This window comes from Sinosporangium album (assembly GCF_900100605.1).
In the GTDB taxonomy this organism is placed as follows: Bacteria; Actinomycetota; Actinomycetes; order Streptosporangiales; family Streptosporangiaceae; genus Sinosporangium; species Sinosporangium album.
This window is the reverse complement of record NZ_FNCN01000062.1, coordinates 1-13,610: the sequence shown is the minus strand read 5'-3', so window position 1 is coordinate 13,610 and position 13,610 is coordinate 1. Positions and strand designations below refer to the sequence as shown.

At 67.4% G+C, this 13,610-nt stretch carries 21 protein-coding genes; 6 read left to right on the top strand and 15 right to left on the bottom strand.

Going from position 1 to position 13,610, the window contains the following annotated elements; translation table 11 throughout:
• Positions 1 to 197: 197 nt before the first annotated feature.
• From BLQ73_RS30100 to BLQ73_RS33640, 4 genes are all read right to left on the bottom strand, one after another.
• The gene (locus tag BLQ73_RS30100; RefSeq protein ID WP_143020528.1) at positions 198 to 446 is read right to left on the bottom strand and encodes a hypothetical protein; all 249 of its coding nucleotides are present in this window, start codon (positions 444 to 446) and stop codon (positions 198 to 200) included.
• Positions 447 to 739: 293 nt separating this feature from the next.
• Entirely contained in the window at positions 740 to 1,513 is a 774-nt protein-coding gene (locus tag BLQ73_RS30095; protein ID WP_093176169.1) for an NUDIX domain-containing protein, read from the bottom strand.
• A 357-nt stretch (positions 1,514 to 1,870) separates the two neighbouring features.
• The gene (locus BLQ73_RS30090) at positions 1,871 to 2,161 is read right to left on the bottom strand and encodes a hypothetical protein (protein WP_093176166.1); all 291 of its coding nucleotides are present in this window, start codon (positions 2,159 to 2,161) and stop codon (positions 1,871 to 1,873) included.
• A 134-nt stretch (positions 2,162 to 2,295) separates the two neighbouring features.
• A complete protein-coding gene (locus BLQ73_RS33640; RefSeq protein ID WP_218126091.1) occupies positions 2,296 to 2,514 on the bottom strand; it encodes a hypothetical protein in 219 nt (72 codons plus the stop codon).
• A 482-nt stretch (positions 2,515 to 2,996) separates the two neighbouring features.
• On the opposite strand from BLQ73_RS33640, the gene BLQ73_RS30080 reads away from it, so the two are divergent.
• The gene (locus BLQ73_RS30080) at positions 2,997 to 3,956 is read left to right on the top strand and encodes an AAA family ATPase (RefSeq protein ID WP_093176162.1); all 960 of its coding nucleotides are present in this window, start codon (positions 2,997 to 2,999) and stop codon (positions 3,954 to 3,956) included.
• On the top strand, positions 3,940 to 4,749 hold the full coding sequence (locus BLQ73_RS30075; RefSeq protein ID WP_093176159.1) for a hypothetical protein: 810 nt from the start codon (positions 3,940 to 3,942) through the stop codon (positions 4,747 to 4,749). Before BLQ73_RS30080 ends, BLQ73_RS30075 begins: the two co-directional genes overlap by 17 nt.
• A 96-nt stretch (positions 4,750 to 4,845) precedes the next feature.
• Here BLQ73_RS30075 and BLQ73_RS30070 read toward each other — a convergent pair whose 3' ends face one another.
• The 10 genes from BLQ73_RS30070 to BLQ73_RS34780 form a co-directional block, all read right to left on the bottom strand.
• The gene (locus tag BLQ73_RS30070) at positions 4,846 to 5,034 is read right to left on the bottom strand and encodes a hypothetical protein (RefSeq protein ID WP_093176157.1); all 189 of its coding nucleotides are present in this window, start codon (positions 5,032 to 5,034) and stop codon (positions 4,846 to 4,848) included.
• Positions 5,035 to 5,052: 18 nt separating this feature from the next.
• Entirely contained in the window at positions 5,053 to 5,241 is a 189-nt protein-coding gene (locus BLQ73_RS30065; RefSeq protein WP_093176155.1) for a hypothetical protein, read from the bottom strand.
• Positions 5,238 to 6,008, bottom strand: a complete 771-nt coding sequence (locus BLQ73_RS30060) for a DUF5131 family protein (RefSeq protein ID WP_093176152.1) — start codon at positions 6,006 to 6,008, stop codon at positions 5,238 to 5,240. The genes BLQ73_RS30065 and BLQ73_RS30060 overlap by 4 nt, the downstream gene beginning before the upstream one ends.
• Positions 6,009 to 6,025: 17 nt before the next feature.
• Complete coding sequence (locus tag BLQ73_RS30055) at positions 6,026 to 6,643, bottom strand: Pycsar system effector family protein (protein WP_093176150.1); 618 nt, start codon at positions 6,641 to 6,643, stop codon at positions 6,026 to 6,028.
• Positions 6,644 to 6,654: 11 nt separating this feature from the next.
• Positions 6,655 to 6,807, bottom strand: coding sequence for a hypothetical protein (locus BLQ73_RS32965; RefSeq protein ID WP_176955777.1), 153 nt, complete (start codon positions 6,805 to 6,807; stop codon positions 6,655 to 6,657).
• A 247-nt stretch (positions 6,808 to 7,054) separates the two neighbouring features.
• Entirely contained in the window at positions 7,055 to 7,417 is a 363-nt protein-coding gene (locus BLQ73_RS30050; protein WP_093176147.1) for a RapZ C-terminal domain-containing protein, read from the bottom strand.
• A 106-nt stretch (positions 7,418 to 7,523) separates the two neighbouring features.
• Positions 7,524 to 7,706, bottom strand: coding sequence for a hypothetical protein (locus BLQ73_RS30045; protein WP_093176145.1), 183 nt, complete (start codon positions 7,704 to 7,706; stop codon positions 7,524 to 7,526).
• Positions 7,707 to 7,903: 197 nt separating this feature from the next.
• The gene (locus BLQ73_RS30040; RefSeq protein WP_093176142.1) at positions 7,904 to 8,110 is read right to left on the bottom strand and encodes a hypothetical protein; all 207 of its coding nucleotides are present in this window, start codon (positions 8,108 to 8,110) and stop codon (positions 7,904 to 7,906) included.
• 2 nt (positions 8,111 to 8,112) lie between these two features.
• Entirely contained in the window at positions 8,113 to 8,250 is a 138-nt protein-coding gene (locus BLQ73_RS32960; RefSeq protein ID WP_176955776.1) for a hypothetical protein, read from the bottom strand.
• Positions 8,251 to 8,508: 258 nt separating this feature from the next.
• Complete coding sequence (locus BLQ73_RS34780; RefSeq protein ID WP_275936340.1) at positions 8,509 to 8,640, bottom strand: hypothetical protein; 132 nt, start codon at positions 8,638 to 8,640, stop codon at positions 8,509 to 8,511.
• A 285-nt stretch (positions 8,641 to 8,925) separates the two neighbouring features.
• On the opposite strand from BLQ73_RS34780, the gene BLQ73_RS35195 reads away from it, so the two are divergent.
• The 4 genes from BLQ73_RS35195 to BLQ73_RS30025 all read left to right on the top strand — a co-directional run bounded on the left by BLQ73_RS35195 (position 8,926) and on the right by BLQ73_RS30025 (position 13,102).
• On the top strand, positions 8,926 to 9,096 hold the full coding sequence (locus BLQ73_RS35195) for a hypothetical protein (protein ID WP_420820051.1): 171 nt from the start codon (positions 8,926 to 8,928) through the stop codon (positions 9,094 to 9,096).
• A gap of 81 nt (positions 9,097 to 9,177) precedes the next feature.
• Entirely contained in the window at positions 9,178 to 10,446 is a 1,269-nt protein-coding gene (locus BLQ73_RS30035; protein WP_093176140.1) for a DUF2637 domain-containing protein, read from the top strand.
• A complete protein-coding gene (locus BLQ73_RS30030; protein ID WP_093176137.1) occupies positions 10,443 to 12,284 on the top strand; it encodes a type IV secretory system conjugative DNA transfer family protein in 1,842 nt (613 codons plus the stop codon). The genes BLQ73_RS30035 and BLQ73_RS30030 overlap by 4 nt, the downstream gene beginning before the upstream one ends.
• Positions 12,281 to 13,102, top strand: coding sequence for a hypothetical protein (locus tag BLQ73_RS30025; RefSeq protein ID WP_093176135.1), 822 nt, complete (start codon positions 12,281 to 12,283; stop codon positions 13,100 to 13,102). The genes BLQ73_RS30030 and BLQ73_RS30025 overlap by 4 nt, the downstream gene beginning before the upstream one ends.
• Before the next feature lie 68 nt (positions 13,103 to 13,170).
• Here the strand turns inward: BLQ73_RS30025 and BLQ73_RS32955 are convergent.
• Positions 13,171 to 13,610 (bottom strand): hypothetical protein (locus tag BLQ73_RS32955; protein ID WP_218126090.1); only part of this gene is annotated, 440 nt, incomplete at its 5' end.

The window sequence follows — 13,610 nt, the reverse complement described above, 5'->3', positions numbered from 1 at the left end:
TCTGTGGTCCGGCCTCCCCTCATCCCGGAGCCTGCCCCGCCGGCGAGGCGCGGGGGCGCGGGGGGCAGAGCCCCCGCATCGGCCCGCAGGGCCGATGGCCCTTCAGCCAGGACGTGGCCGCGTCGCGTCGCCACGAGCTGTCGGCACAAGAATGGGGCCCACCGCGCGGCGGGCCCCTTTTGGCTTTCTGGCGTGGCCTACTGGAGCTCGTGGAGGCGCGTCAGGTCGCGCGCCAGTCCGTTCTTCCAGATCTCCAGGACCTGCAGACATGCGTTCTCGCGGACCTGGTCTCCTGCTTCGCGCGCGGCGGCGAGGTCCCGCTCGGAGGTCTCGACGTGCCCGCGGAGTTCCCGGATCGAGGATTCGAGGTTGGCGCGCTCTTGCTTCGTGGCGGCTTCCGCCTGCTCCGCCCTTTTCCGAGAGCCGAACCCTTGTCTAGTTTGCAAACTTAAATCGAAACTCACGGGAATGATGGTTCCCACCGGCTACCGGCCGGTAGGAGGGTGTAAACGACACTGGCCCCGCCCCACGCGGGGCCAGTGTTGCGCACGGTCTGCCGGGCTCGGGCTAGTCGTCGGAGGCGGCGGCGCGGCAGGCGTCGCCGCAGAACGGGTACCCGTTCGGGGCCCCGCAGAGGCAGCACTCGCCCTGGGCGCGGCGGCAGGACTCGCTGCAGTACGGGTGGCCCCCGGGGGCGCCACACAAAATGCACTCGTTGTCGGGCACGGGCTGTTCCTTCCTAGTCGCCGTAGTTCTCGGGGAGGCCGTGGCGACGCAGCCACTCGCCTTCCATCGAGTTGGAGCCGATGGAGTCGTAGTAGGCGCGGGCCTCGTTGACCTCGTCGTCGGTCATCTCGGCGGCGGTCTTCGTGTACCAGGACGCCGTGGTGTGGTCGGCCACGATCTCTCCTTCTGAGGCGGGTATGCCGGACAGCAGCTCACGCAGCATGGCCGCGTGGGCGGCGAACACCTGCCCGCCATACTCGGCCACGTCGGCCTCCAGGGCGAGGTACGTGTCCGCTTTGATCCACGCTGCGCGGGCCGCGTCGTCGGCCCCGCGCACGCGGGGATGGTCCGCGACCTCGCCGAGATCGGCCAGGGCGGGCGTGGTCACCATCCACGCCTCGTCGGTCGCCCGAGGGTCCGAAACATAGCGCGCGCCGAGCGTCTGCCAGGCCGCAATGCCGCCGACGGCGAGGCCCGTCTCCTCGGCCAGCTCGCGGATCGCGGCGCTGAGCGGGTCCTCGCCGGGGTCGATCATGCCGCCGGGCAGTGCCCAGCCCAGTCCGTCGCCGCGCTCGACCATCAGCAGCCAGCGGTGGCCAGCGAGGTGGGCGGTCACGACGGCATCCGCAGCCTGCCCCTCTCCCCAATGCCACAGCTGGTCCCGGCCGGTCCTGCCCGTCCGCTCACAGGGATTCACGGGTCTGCCGTTGTGGACCTTGAACGGGATCGCGGCCACCTGCTGCCGGGCGGGCCAGTCGATCTGGGACGGGTCATCTGTGTCCTGCATCGCACCTCCATGCTCTACGAGGTTGCTATCTCTCAACAGTATACCTGATAGCGACTCCTCCGCGATCAGGTCTCACCTAGTTTTACATGCGCAGATTAAGTTTGCAAACTTCTTTTGCGCGGGCTCATTTTCGGGTACTCTGTTGCATGTTGCCGAGTCGGACGCGAAGGAGCGCAGGATGGACGAGGAAGAGCTCGACTGCTGCGAGCTGGGATGTTGCAACGCCGAGATCGAGTGCAAGACGTGCGGTGAGCCGCCGACCTACTGCACGTGCTGATCGATGCGGCCCGGCTCGAAAGCCGGGCCGTCGCCCGACGAGCAGACGCCCGGGTGCGAGTCCCGGGGCGGGCGCCCTTGTCAGGCCCCGGCCGCGGAGTCGGCCTTTTCCAGCGGGACCGGCGGAGCCTTCGGCTCGGCGCGGCCAAGCGCCAAGCGCATCAACCGAAACGCGCGCTCTGACACATGGGCCGAGCCCCACAGTGCCGACAGCACGACTGCGGCGACCAGGCCGATCTCGACGACGGCGAGCGCAGCCCCGAGGGCAGGGTGGGCAAGCCACGCGCCAACGGGCACCGCCACGCCTCCGGCGACAACGCCAGCGGTGCGGGCATAGCGCGCGACAGCGCCCGGCTCGCGCTGTGCAGGCATACAACTCTCCCCCGACAAATCCGGATCTGAGTCGCCCGCACGGCTTCCGTTAGAGAGCTTGGCGCGGTTTGATGACCTTGTCTAGCCACCTATGCACCTGGTGCATAGGTAACGCATAGGCAGTGGTCAGAGGACTACGGAGGCGAACCCGATGTGGTCCCTATTCCGGCTGTAGTGGCGCGTGAACCGGCGCCGCGCCGGGCGTTGAGCACTTCCACGACGTCGGCGAGGCGGTAGAGGCGGCGCTGGCCGCGCTGCTCCCAGGCGGCGCGTTCCTCGATCTGCGGCCGGTATTGGGTGACGGTCTTGCCGTCGAGCCCCAGCCGGCGGGCAATCGCCCCGAGGGTGAGCATCTCCTGCGGGTCGCCGGGAACCTCGTATGGCTGTGCGCTCAGCTTCTGCGCTTGCCTCTGACCGATCTGACCTGGTGGCGGCGCTTTTGGCTCGGATCTGCCAGCAATCATGCGCCCCAGACGGAACGCCCGCTCGCTCACCGTCTCCGATCCCCAGAGGGCCGAAAACACGATCGCGGCGACCAAGATGAGGAGAATGGCGGCTAGAGCTGGATGGGCCAGCCACGCACCGGCAGGAAGCGCGGCGGCTCCCGCGATCACGCCGACCGTCCGGCCAACCGCCCGCGGCTCCGATTGCACAGAGTTACCTCCCCCAGACACAGCACTCTTAGGGCTGTTTGGGGGTGGCGCAGCGATAGCTTTACAGCTATTTGATCGTTGTGTCCAGTCCCATATTCCTCTGAGGAATATCAGGTGCTTTGGAGAGTCGAAGCCGCACAGCGGTCGGCACGATTGGCTTGCGCCGGGTGGGCACACGTGGGATGACTGGGCCCAGGCATCGAGCAGGGAGGAAGGAGCCGGGAATGGGCACTTTGAGGTTGGCTCAGTATTCGGAGAAGGGAGGTGTGGGCAAGACCAGCATCACCACCGGCCTAGCTGCCACGGCCGGCGACCGAGGTATGAGGGTTCTGGTCGTCGACCTCGACCCAAGAGCGACAGCCAGTATTGAGCTGGGCATGCCCATCCCAGAGGCGGGCGACCCTCAGATCTTCACGCTCAATGACCTGCTGTACGTCGACAGCGCCGACGACGAACCGGTGAACCCTTGGGATGCGATCCTCGATACCGTCCATCCTGCGGGCGAATCGTGGCCGACGACCATCCGGGTGCTCCCGTCAGAGCGAAAACTGGCCCACCGGGAGACCGACAGTGCGCCGATTGAGATGCGGCTCCGGGCCGGCCTGGCCGCCGTCGCCGACGAGTACGACCTGATCCTCTTCGACCTACCGCCCCGTGCGAGCGGCAAGCTGGTCACCACCGGGCTGGCGGCCTGCGCGGATTACGGCGGGGTGCTGATCCCTGCCACGCTGACCACCGATGGGGTGGACGGTACGGCTCAAGCGCTGCGCACGATCAAGCAGATGCGCCAGGGATACAGTCCCGGCCTCGACGTCGCGGGCATCGTGCGGAGCGATGTCCCACGTGACCCTGATCTACGTGCCATCAACCGTGAAATGGACCGCCAGCTGTTCGACCGGGTGGACACGATGCTCGGGGCGTGGAGTGACATGGTGCTCGGCGAGCCGCTCCCTACCTCCGCGGGCGATGAGCTCCCTATCCGCTATCTGGTGCGCCACTACGCCATCCGCGAGGAGGCCAGGTACGCGCGAGTACCCATCACTGCCGCTCCTGGCCGCGAGGCGCGGGCATTGGTAGCGGCATACGGTGACATCCTGGATCTCCTGATTAAACGACAGGAGAATCGTGAGCAACCTCATTAACCGGGGCCGTCAGAGGAGCCGACTGTCCAAGTCTCCCGAGGGCGACCCTGCGGCGGCTGCGGCGCCGGCGGCCCCTCAGGTGCAGGGGGATACCGACATCGTCGGGCAGTTGGCTGCGGTCTTGCCTGCGCCCTATGCCTCGGTCAGCGAGGCTGCGGAGCTTTCCGCCGGAGAGCTGCGCGATTTGGAGACATGTGAGGCGGCTCTCAACCATCTGCGGGTAGCGTTCTGGGCTGCTGGCAAGGCGCTGCATGTGATCAGGGATGCCCGGTTGTATCGGGCCACCCATGGCACTTTTGAGGAGTACTGCGAGGACCGTTGGGAGATGGGACCTCGGTACGCCTACCGGCTGATCGCGGCCTGGCCGATCGCTGAGCGCTTGATGATGCGACCAATTGGTCACAAGATCACAGAGAGCCATGTGCGTGAGCTCCTGCCGCTGGCCGATGCCCACGGCCCCGAGGCGGCTGAGCTGGTCTACATGGCGTTGGCCGACGTTGACGGGACGCGCGTCACGGCGGGGCTCGTCCGAGGTGCCGTCGCCGCTCTCGGCGAATCGTTTGATCCCGCCACAGCGGCCGAGCAGATCCGCGAGTTCCTCGCCCTAGGCGGATCGACCGAGTCTGAGCAGCCCTCGGCTCCGTCGCCGTTCGAACGTCAGGCGAGGAGGGCGCGTAGCGAATTCGAGAAGCTCGCCGCTCGGGCCCGGAAGGCACAGAGATGCGATGTTCGCCGGTTTGTCACAGAGATGCGAGCCCTTCTGGACGAAATCGAGCGCTCAGCGGCGGTCTGACGACATAGCGACGAGCGCGGCGCGCGATCAGTTACACATGGGGAGTGGCCGTAAACGCGTAAAGGCCCAGAGATTCTCTGGGCCTTTACGCTCAGGTCAGACGTCGGGCTCCTTGTAGCGCAAGCCGCCGTTGAGCCACCGCCCACAATCGGAGCACTGGTGGTCGGCCAATGGATTGACGACCACGGACACTGTGCCGCATTGACCGCACATCACGCTTTGCATGCGCTGGCCGTCGTCGTCGTAGTGCTCATAGGTATCACCCTTGTCCTTGAAACTGCCCACGGCTCCGTCCTGTCGTTGTCAGTTGCTTTGGGCCTTGCGCCGAGCGGCGAGCTTGAGCCTCACTACCTCTGCCGTGATCTCCTCGGCGACGGCGGGGGAGACGTCGCGAGCGATCCTGTCGAGCTGCTCCCGGATGCTGTCGTTGTCGCCGCATTTAAGGGCGGCGGCGATCTGGTCGAGAGCTGACTGAAGGATGTATTCCGTCACGGCGTCTTCGCTCTGTGCGTGGGGAGCTCATCCCAAGTCCGGCCGTCAAGCAGTCGCCCGCCAGCCTTAGGCGTACGCCCACCGACCTGCTTGAAGAAGAACGCGATACCGGCGTCGACACAGCGATCCCGAATCTCGCGTACCCATCCCAGGTCGAGGGAGCGGTATCCCGGCCCGCTCTCACCTCCCGCGATCACCCAGTCGATGCCTGTGAGATTCAGCGAGGGCACGGGGCCAAGCAAGGGTTCCAGAGACAGGAACCGCACAGCGCCGGGCGCCCGGCGCAGGTGGTCGGCCCGAGGGGCGTACTTGTCTTCCTCAATGGAGGTGCCCAGCCACACGTTCGGCAGTGGCCCCCTGCCGTGAGCGCTGGCTGCGGCAGTCAGGTGTCGGGCCATGCGTTCGGGGCGCTTTGTGAGGATCTGGTAGGTGTGCTGCGGGGTCATCTCCATCGTCGCCCACACCTGGGCGACGTAGTCGGCGGGGACCTTGGCGTGGAACAGGTCGCTCATCGAGTTCACGAACACGACCCTGGGCCGGCGCCACCGCAGCGGCTCGGCCAGCGCGGCCGGATGGACGGTCACGCCGAACCCGGGCCCGCTCGTCCGGGGGTCTCCGTCGGCCGCGTATCTGGGCTGTCTCATCGCCTGGAGCCGCCGGGCGAGGCGCAGCGCATAGCAGTTGTCGCAGCCGGGCGAGATGCGGTCGCAGCCGGTCACGGGGTTCCAGGTGACCTCGGTCCATTCGATCGATGTCGAGGTGCTCATAGCTGGCCGCCTCGTTTCTAGCCGAATGGCAGCGCGGCCGCGACGATGACCACGGCGGCGATTAGGAGGTCTATGGCCAGGCGGACCCGTATGTACTTTGCGCGGGTGATGCGCGACAGGCGGCTTACGGTCTCTGCGAGTCGGACTGCCGGCGACTCGGTGACGTTCTCCAAGATCGCGGCGGGCTCCAGCTGGGCGTATGCCAGGAATCCGACCCCCGGACTCTTCGGAGCGAGATTCGGGCGGACTGCTGAGAGCGTGGTGGCGGTGGCGATGGCCAGGAGGACCGCCGCCGCCATGATTCCGATGCGGGCGAGCAGGGACAGCGAGCCTGCCAGAACCGCGGCCGCCGCTGCGACGGAGAACGCGGTGCCCGCGAACGCGAGCAGCAGCGCTGCTTTGGCGTCTACTCGGGCGAGCTCCGTGCGAACCCCGGTCACCTCGGCCTGCATCTGGGCGGTGATTGAGTCGATGGCGGCTTGGGCCTCGGCGTCCGCGCGGGCCTGCTCGGCCTGCTGACCGAGCACGGCGATGCCGTGTCCAATGGCCTGGATCGCGTCGCTGTCGCTGGCGCGGTGGTTGGCGCGGTGGAGGTGGTGGTCGCGCTCCTGGATGTGGGTTTGGATGTCGGCCATCTCGTTCCTCACTAGTGCTTGGGGTGGTCGTCGGTCAGCTCGATGGGCCGGAGGCGCTGGGCCTCCCGCTCGTAATAGAGCCTTTTGAGCACGTCCAGGTCGTAGGCGTCCGTGCAGGTCGGGCCGCCGGGGGCGATGCCCCTGGTGTCACAGGTGGCGCACATGCTCCTTCTCCGGTGGTAGTCGGGTGGTGGGCAGCTGCCCTGGGCACGGCCCGCCCCCACAGGAGCGGGCCGCACCCGGAACATCCGCTCCGGGACCCGGCCGTGGGGGCCGTCAGCCGAGCCAACGGCGCAGGCCCTTGGGCCGAGCCCCGGCTCGGACCATGGCGTCATCCTGCTGCGCATGTTGATCCTTTCCGGGGCTGGTTGGCGGCCTAGTCGAGGGCGGGGGAGTGGAATGCCGGGGCGTCTAGGAGTCCTTGAGCACGCGCGGCAGATGTGCGTGCCGGTGCTCGACCTCGACGTCGCGGCCGCGGGCCTTGAGCCGTCCGGCGAGCAGCTCGATCAGGGCGCATGCCCTGTGCTTGCCGCCGGCGCATCCGATCGCGAGGGTCGCCGTGGACCTGGACAGCGCGTAGCGCTCCAGCTCGCCGAGCAGCTCCTCGGCTCCCGGGGTGGTCCGGACGATCTCCTGGACACGCGGGTGGTAGCCGTCGAGGTCCAGGACGTTCCGGGCGCGCGCAGGGTCGCGTAGCTTGGCGCGGACGTCCTCCACCCGGTCGGCCAGCGGGGGCGTGCTGTGGAGGTAGCCGAACGAGATGAGCCTGATCATCAGGTGGCCTCTCTATGGGGGTAGGGCCTTGTGATCGGGGCGGGCGCCCCGGACGCCCCTACCGGCCAGTGGGGCCGGTAGGAGCATCCGCAACGTCCGCTCGCGGCTATGCGGTGGCGAGGTCGGCCATCTCGCGGAGGATGCGGTGCATCTCCTCCAGGCCGGCGTCCACATGGGCGAGCAGACGATCGCCCTCGGTGATGACGTGCCGCACGTGGTCAAGTTCGTCGGCGGGGCCGTGGTTGTCGCGGCCGACGATGATGCCGACGCTGTTGTCGCGGATGAGCATGGCGCTCCTCCTATCGGTGCTGACTGGTCAAGATCGGTTGGTGCAGGTGCATCCAGGGGTCTGACACCACCCGGATGCCGTGGCCCATACGGGGTCGTAGATCGCCCAGCCGGTGCGGGCCGTACCGCCGGTGTGGACGCCGTTTTGGCATCCGCACCGGCGACACGGCGCCGCGAGCTCGGCCGGGTTCGGTGACCTCAACGGCGGCTGCGGCCGACAGCACGGACCTTGTCAGCGAGGTCGGCCCACTCCGACGCCATCTCGTGCTGGGCGTGGCCGTAGCCGATCTCCCAGCCGGAGCGGTGGCCGTCGCGGTAGCCCTGCGTGTAGGCGTTCGCCTCGCGTCGCTGCTGGCCGTCGAGGTCGGCGAGCATCGCACGCATCTCGTCGATGCGGTCGGCCATAGCTACCTCCGGCGGCTGGCGAGGTCGACGACCGGAGCATCAGGACGGATCAGCTCAGCGATCCGCGCCCGGAGTTCGACGACCTCGCCGAGCAGCTCCTCGATGAGCTCCTCGCGCTCGTCCTTGTCCTTGCGGCTCACTTGCGCCTCCGGCACACGTGTGTGTCAGGGGAGGTGGTGTGCGCCCCACACGACGGGCACGCGTAGACGGTTTTGGTGTCCCGGGCGTCACCGTTGGCCTGGGCAGGCCACTCGCCGGCCGTCGTGTAGTCGGCCTGGACGGGGAGAAACCTCATTCTCAGCACCCCCCGTCACAGGCACCGGGGCAGTAGTCGTGCGGGTCGTCGAGCTGCGCCGTGACCTTGATGCCGACGATGTCGCGCGGGTCGAGCTCGCGGCTCATCGCGTCGCCCCGATCTGCTCGTCGTAGGCGTCGCGGACCGTCTGCATCTCGCCAGACGACCAGTCCGTGCGGTGGCCGTCCTCGGTCCACTGGTCGAGCGGCTCCACGCCACGCGGGAGCTGTGCCATGCTGGAACCTCCTCAGTTGAGGGGCCCCAAGAGCCCAGACGTTGGTAGCGGCAGGCTCTTGGGGCTTTGCTGTTTGAGGCGTCGGCCTCACTCTGACATCAGTCTGAGCACAGCTAGAAAACTTGTCAACAAGACAACTCACAAAAACAGAAATTGTATAGCCCGTTGACAAGTTGACCAGCGACGCATAGGGTCAGGATTGATCAACTAAGGAGGGGAGCACTGGTGCAAGTGCCGGATGGTCCGGATAAGCCAGACCCAAACAAAGCAAAGGGGACTTCCGAGATGACACCCGCTATGCCGGAGGCACCAGCGGACCCCATCGTCCAATTTGGAGGGCGCATCCCCAGCTCACTGCGACGGCGAGTAAAGATCGCAGCTGCTGCGATGGACAAGGACGTCGCTGAAGTGCTTCGTGAGGCACTGGAGGAGTACCTAACCCGCCGCAATATCTGATTATTCAGCACCCGGACGACGGCGCTTGAACCTGGCAGAACGAGGCCGCCGCCCGGGCCCTAGAGCAAGGAGTTCCTCGCTATGTTCAGCCTAAAGGGGCGTGAGGGGCGTAACGACCCTCCTAGATCACACGGTGGCGACGATCATCGTGAGCCGCTCGCGCCGTGGTCGGCCGATCCAGGTATTCGCGAGATCAGGCACTACAAGGTGAGCCCCAAGCAGCAGGAGGATGAGCCGCGGTCGCACGATCGGCTGTCCGGCAAGATGCTGCTGATCTCCGGGATCATCATCGCCATATCCCTCGTAGGCGCTGGCTACGTCGCCTATGACGCTCAACGCAAGTTCGCGCTCGAACATCTCGCCGGCACTGACAAGGAGATCTCTGCAAGCATCATCGCGGCCCTCCCGGATGTCGGCTGGATCGCTATGGCGCTGGTGGCGCTGGTGGCTGCCCTTCGGGGCCAGTCATCCCTCCGAGCCCGCCTCGGTGTTCTGATCTTCTTCGGTCTCTCCCTCGCTGCTCAGATCCTCTACGCGCCCAGGACTCCCGAGGGTGTCCTCGTTGCGGTCATCGCCCCGATCGCCCTCGCATGGATGCTGGAGAGCCTGATCATCGAGGTACGGCGCTGGGCAGGACACCGTCTCAAAGTCGAGATGGATGAGACCCCCATCCTGACCGGCCTACTGCGTGCCCTATGGCGTGGGCTGCGCGGAGTCGTTGCCCTGCTCATGTGGGTCGTGCGCTTCTGCCTCGACCGCCGCGGCACATGGGGCGGCGTCCGGGACTGGGTCCTCGAAACCGCGCCGATCGCGCCGGGGCGCACTCTGGCGAGCCTGCGCGCGGCTGACGCTGAGCAGCGTGCTGCCACCGCCACGTACACCGCCGAGCAGGTGCGGGCGGAGACCGCCGAGCAGATGCGCGCTATCGAGTCGGCGGCCGAGGCCGAGCGCGCCGAACTCACCCGTCGTGCGGCCGAGGAGATCAAGCAGACCCGCGCTGAAGAGCGGGAGCGGCAGCTGGCCGCCGAGCGTGCGCTCCGTGAGGCCCTCGACCGTGCCCAGGCCGAGGCCGAGCAGGCCCGCGCCGAGGCGGCTCGGCTGGCCACGCTCGCGGCGGCCAAGACCGGCAAAGAGCGCCTGATCACGCTGTACGAGCAGCTCGGCGAGAGCGGAGATCCCCGCTACATGGATCTGTCGCGGGCATCCGAGGTGGCGCGAGAGCTCTATCAGTCCGCAGGCCTGAGCAGTGAGGGAACTGCTAGAACTTACCTTTACGACCACATCAAGGCTCGGTCCGCCAGCGAAATGTCACCGTCCGGAGGCATGATCGAAGCCGAGGTGACCTCATGACCGAGATGCTGGCTCGCGCTACTGAGTACATCCCCACCGACACCATGCCCTGGGACCTCGGCCCCGGCCTCGCCGGCTGGGTTCTCCTGACCGCTGCTGCTGGCGCGGCGGTCGGCGCGGCCCGCCGGTCGGCCCGCCGCCGTCAGCCGTGGCTGCCGATGCGTATCCGGCTGCGCCTGGGCATGCACCCGGGCCCCGGATTCGCTGGTCTGGTCGAGCTCTACCGCGGCTACGGTCGCGGGCCCGCGCGCCGAGTCGCCGCCCGCTCCCGGCCCTCGCTCACCTGGCGTGACCGCTGGTTCGGCCCGCCCAACGAGTACGCGGTGTTCCTCGGCTGGGGTCGCCCTGGGCGGCGCCGGGCCTACGCCACCCTCAAAGACGTCACGCTCACGATCGCGCCTCCGCAGCAAGGCAAGTCCGCGGCGGCGGCGGGCCGGATCATCGACGCGCCCGGCCCGGTGGTCGCCACCTCGATCCGCGGCGACCTCATCGCGATGACCGCCGGAGTACGGCAGCAGTTCGGCCTGCTGCACGTTTTCAACCCGGCCGGCGTTGGGGACTACGGGAGCACGTTCCGCTGGAACCTCGTCGCGGGCTGCCAGGACCCCGAGGTAGCGATCCGGCGCGCCGGTTTCCTGGTGGCGGGCGTCCGCTCCTCCGTCGTCGCGGACAGCAATAGTTTTTGGCATGATCAGGCCACGCTCACCCTGGCTGGCTACCTGCAAGCTGGCGGCCTCGCCAAGGCCACCCTCAGGGTCGTGCACAGGTGGATCGTGACCCGCGACGATCGGCCGTTGCAGGTCCTTCAGCAGCATGAAGGCGCTGATGAGGCGTCGCTCCTCGCAGTTACCGAGTTTCTCCATCTGCCCGAACGCACCCAGGCGAGCGTGGCCACGACGATTCGGAATGTGCTGAAGTTCATGGCACATCCGGCGGCGGCCGAGGCGCTCGAACCGCGCGTCCGCGGAGAGTTGTTCGACGTCGAGCAGTTCCTCAACGGGCGCGACACCCTATACATGGTGGCCTCGTCCGACAGTAGCGAGCTCGCGCCACTGTTCCTGTGTTTCGTCGCCGAGCTCTACCACGCCGCGGTCCTGCGGGGCTCACGCTCCCGCTCCCAGGCGCTCGACCCGCCGCTGTCGCTCGTCCTGGACGAGGTCGCCAACATCTGCCCCATCCCGGTGCACAGTTGGGCCACCTACTCCGGCGGGTCCGGGGTGGCCCTGCACCTGATCGGCCAGGCGTGGGCCCACCTCAAGGCGAGGTGGGGCGACGACGGCGCGGACGTCATCTGGCAGGCTGCCACCTGCAAGATCTTCTACACGGCGAGCAGCGACACGGAGATGGGAGAGCGGGTCTCGAAGCTGGCGGGAGACGTCCGCCTCCAGGTCGGCTCGGAACGCGTCAGCGACGGCCATGACCGCGAAGGCCGACCGCGGTACCGGCGGCGCCCAATCTACGAGCGGGTGCCGGTACTGCCGGTGTCTGAGCTGCGACGGTTGCCGGACTGGCACGCTGTCGTCATCCGCGGGTCCCGGAAACCGACCGTGGTCCGGGTGGAGAGGGGTTGGCAGCGCGCCGACTACAAGCGGTGGGTCAAGTCCGGACAGCCCATCATGCTGCCGAGCGTGACTCACCGGCCCGTGCCAGTTCCTCGGCCCGAGCTGCTCGGCGACACCCCCCATGCGCCTGTTCCAGCCGATGAGCTGACCTCGCGGCGTGAGCGCCGTCAAGGGCCTGCGGCCGCTCCGCCGCTGCCGCTGCCGCTGCGACCCGCCGAGCAGGCCGGCGGTACAGGCGAGTGGCGGCCATGGGATGGGCCTGGGGGCGAGGAGTGAGCGAGGAGTACCTTGGAGACATCGCAGGCCCGGCCGACGACGGCCGTGCCTCCGGTGTGGGCCCGGTGATGTCCGCGGTGGCGGCGGTCAGCGTGGACGTGGGGCGTGTGCGCGCCCTGGTCGAGCAGCTAACCGCTGAACACGCTGCGGCTGCCCGACAACTGGGTCGCCTAATGCCTCTTGCGGCAAAGGTTGAGCAGCTTCAGATGCAACTAGAGCAGTTGGCCGAGGAAACCGAGCAGCTATCTGCGCACGTCGAGCAGATGGCCACGCAGGAGCTCCCGTCGAGACCGGTCGACTGGGCTCACGTTCCCAGTGACGCCCGCCAGGACTGGATGGTCGAGCTGGCGGCATGGGTCCGCGACGTACTATTCACCGGCTGGCCGCACGCGATGGAAGAGCTGCCCTCTTGCTGGCCGCTCCATCGGGACCTGGTCAACGACTGCGCGGTGCTGCGTACGACCTACGATGCCGCCTACGAATCCGCAGACGCCAGGGCCCACCATGCGGTCGACTTCCGGCGGCTCCTTGAGGATGTCCTCCGGTCCGCCGCTGCGCGCACCCGCGGGTGCCCGACTCAAGGTAGTGACCGTCCGCATCCTGTTCCACGATCGGCCCGAGACGACATTGACCAAGTACACGCCGCGCAGCGCCTTGGCCTCCTCGCTGAACTGCGCGCCCTGGTCGAGCAGGCCAACCATCCGTCTACCCCGCAAAGCCTCCGCACTGAGGCGGCGGAGCACGCGAAACGGCTTTTCCGCCAGCACGGGATCACACAGGAGGAATACACCGCCTACGAGCAGATGCTTCGCCGCTGAAAGTCACGACCACCGCAGCATGCAGAAGGGGCGTACACCTCAGTTGGTGTACGCCCCTCCTTCTATGTTCAGGGAGCGTCGTCGGATTTGCCGATCAGCCATAGCAACGCTGTTTCAACGCCCACGGCGTAAGAGTCGTTGCGGATGCTCTCTACCCGCCGGTACGCGATATCTGTCCCGAGCCACGCCTCATTGTGCATCTCACGTGTGCTGGGCAGCCCGTCAATTTCGCGGTCACTGAGCGGTGATCGCTCCGCACGGCCGGTGGCCCACAGCAGAGCATCCAATATGCCCTGCACGTAATCGACAGAACTTCCCCATGCCATGCCGGTATGAGGCGATACCTCCGTGGTCATCATGAGGTGCTTGTCAGCCTGCCGCTGCTTTTCCACCTCCACCACGCGGGCAAGGGGACGGATGATGCCCATCTCGTACCACGCGGCGCGCTCACGAGCGGTGAGGGCAAGCCGCCATCCGCCCGGGGCTTCCAGCCGTTGGCGAAGTTCTT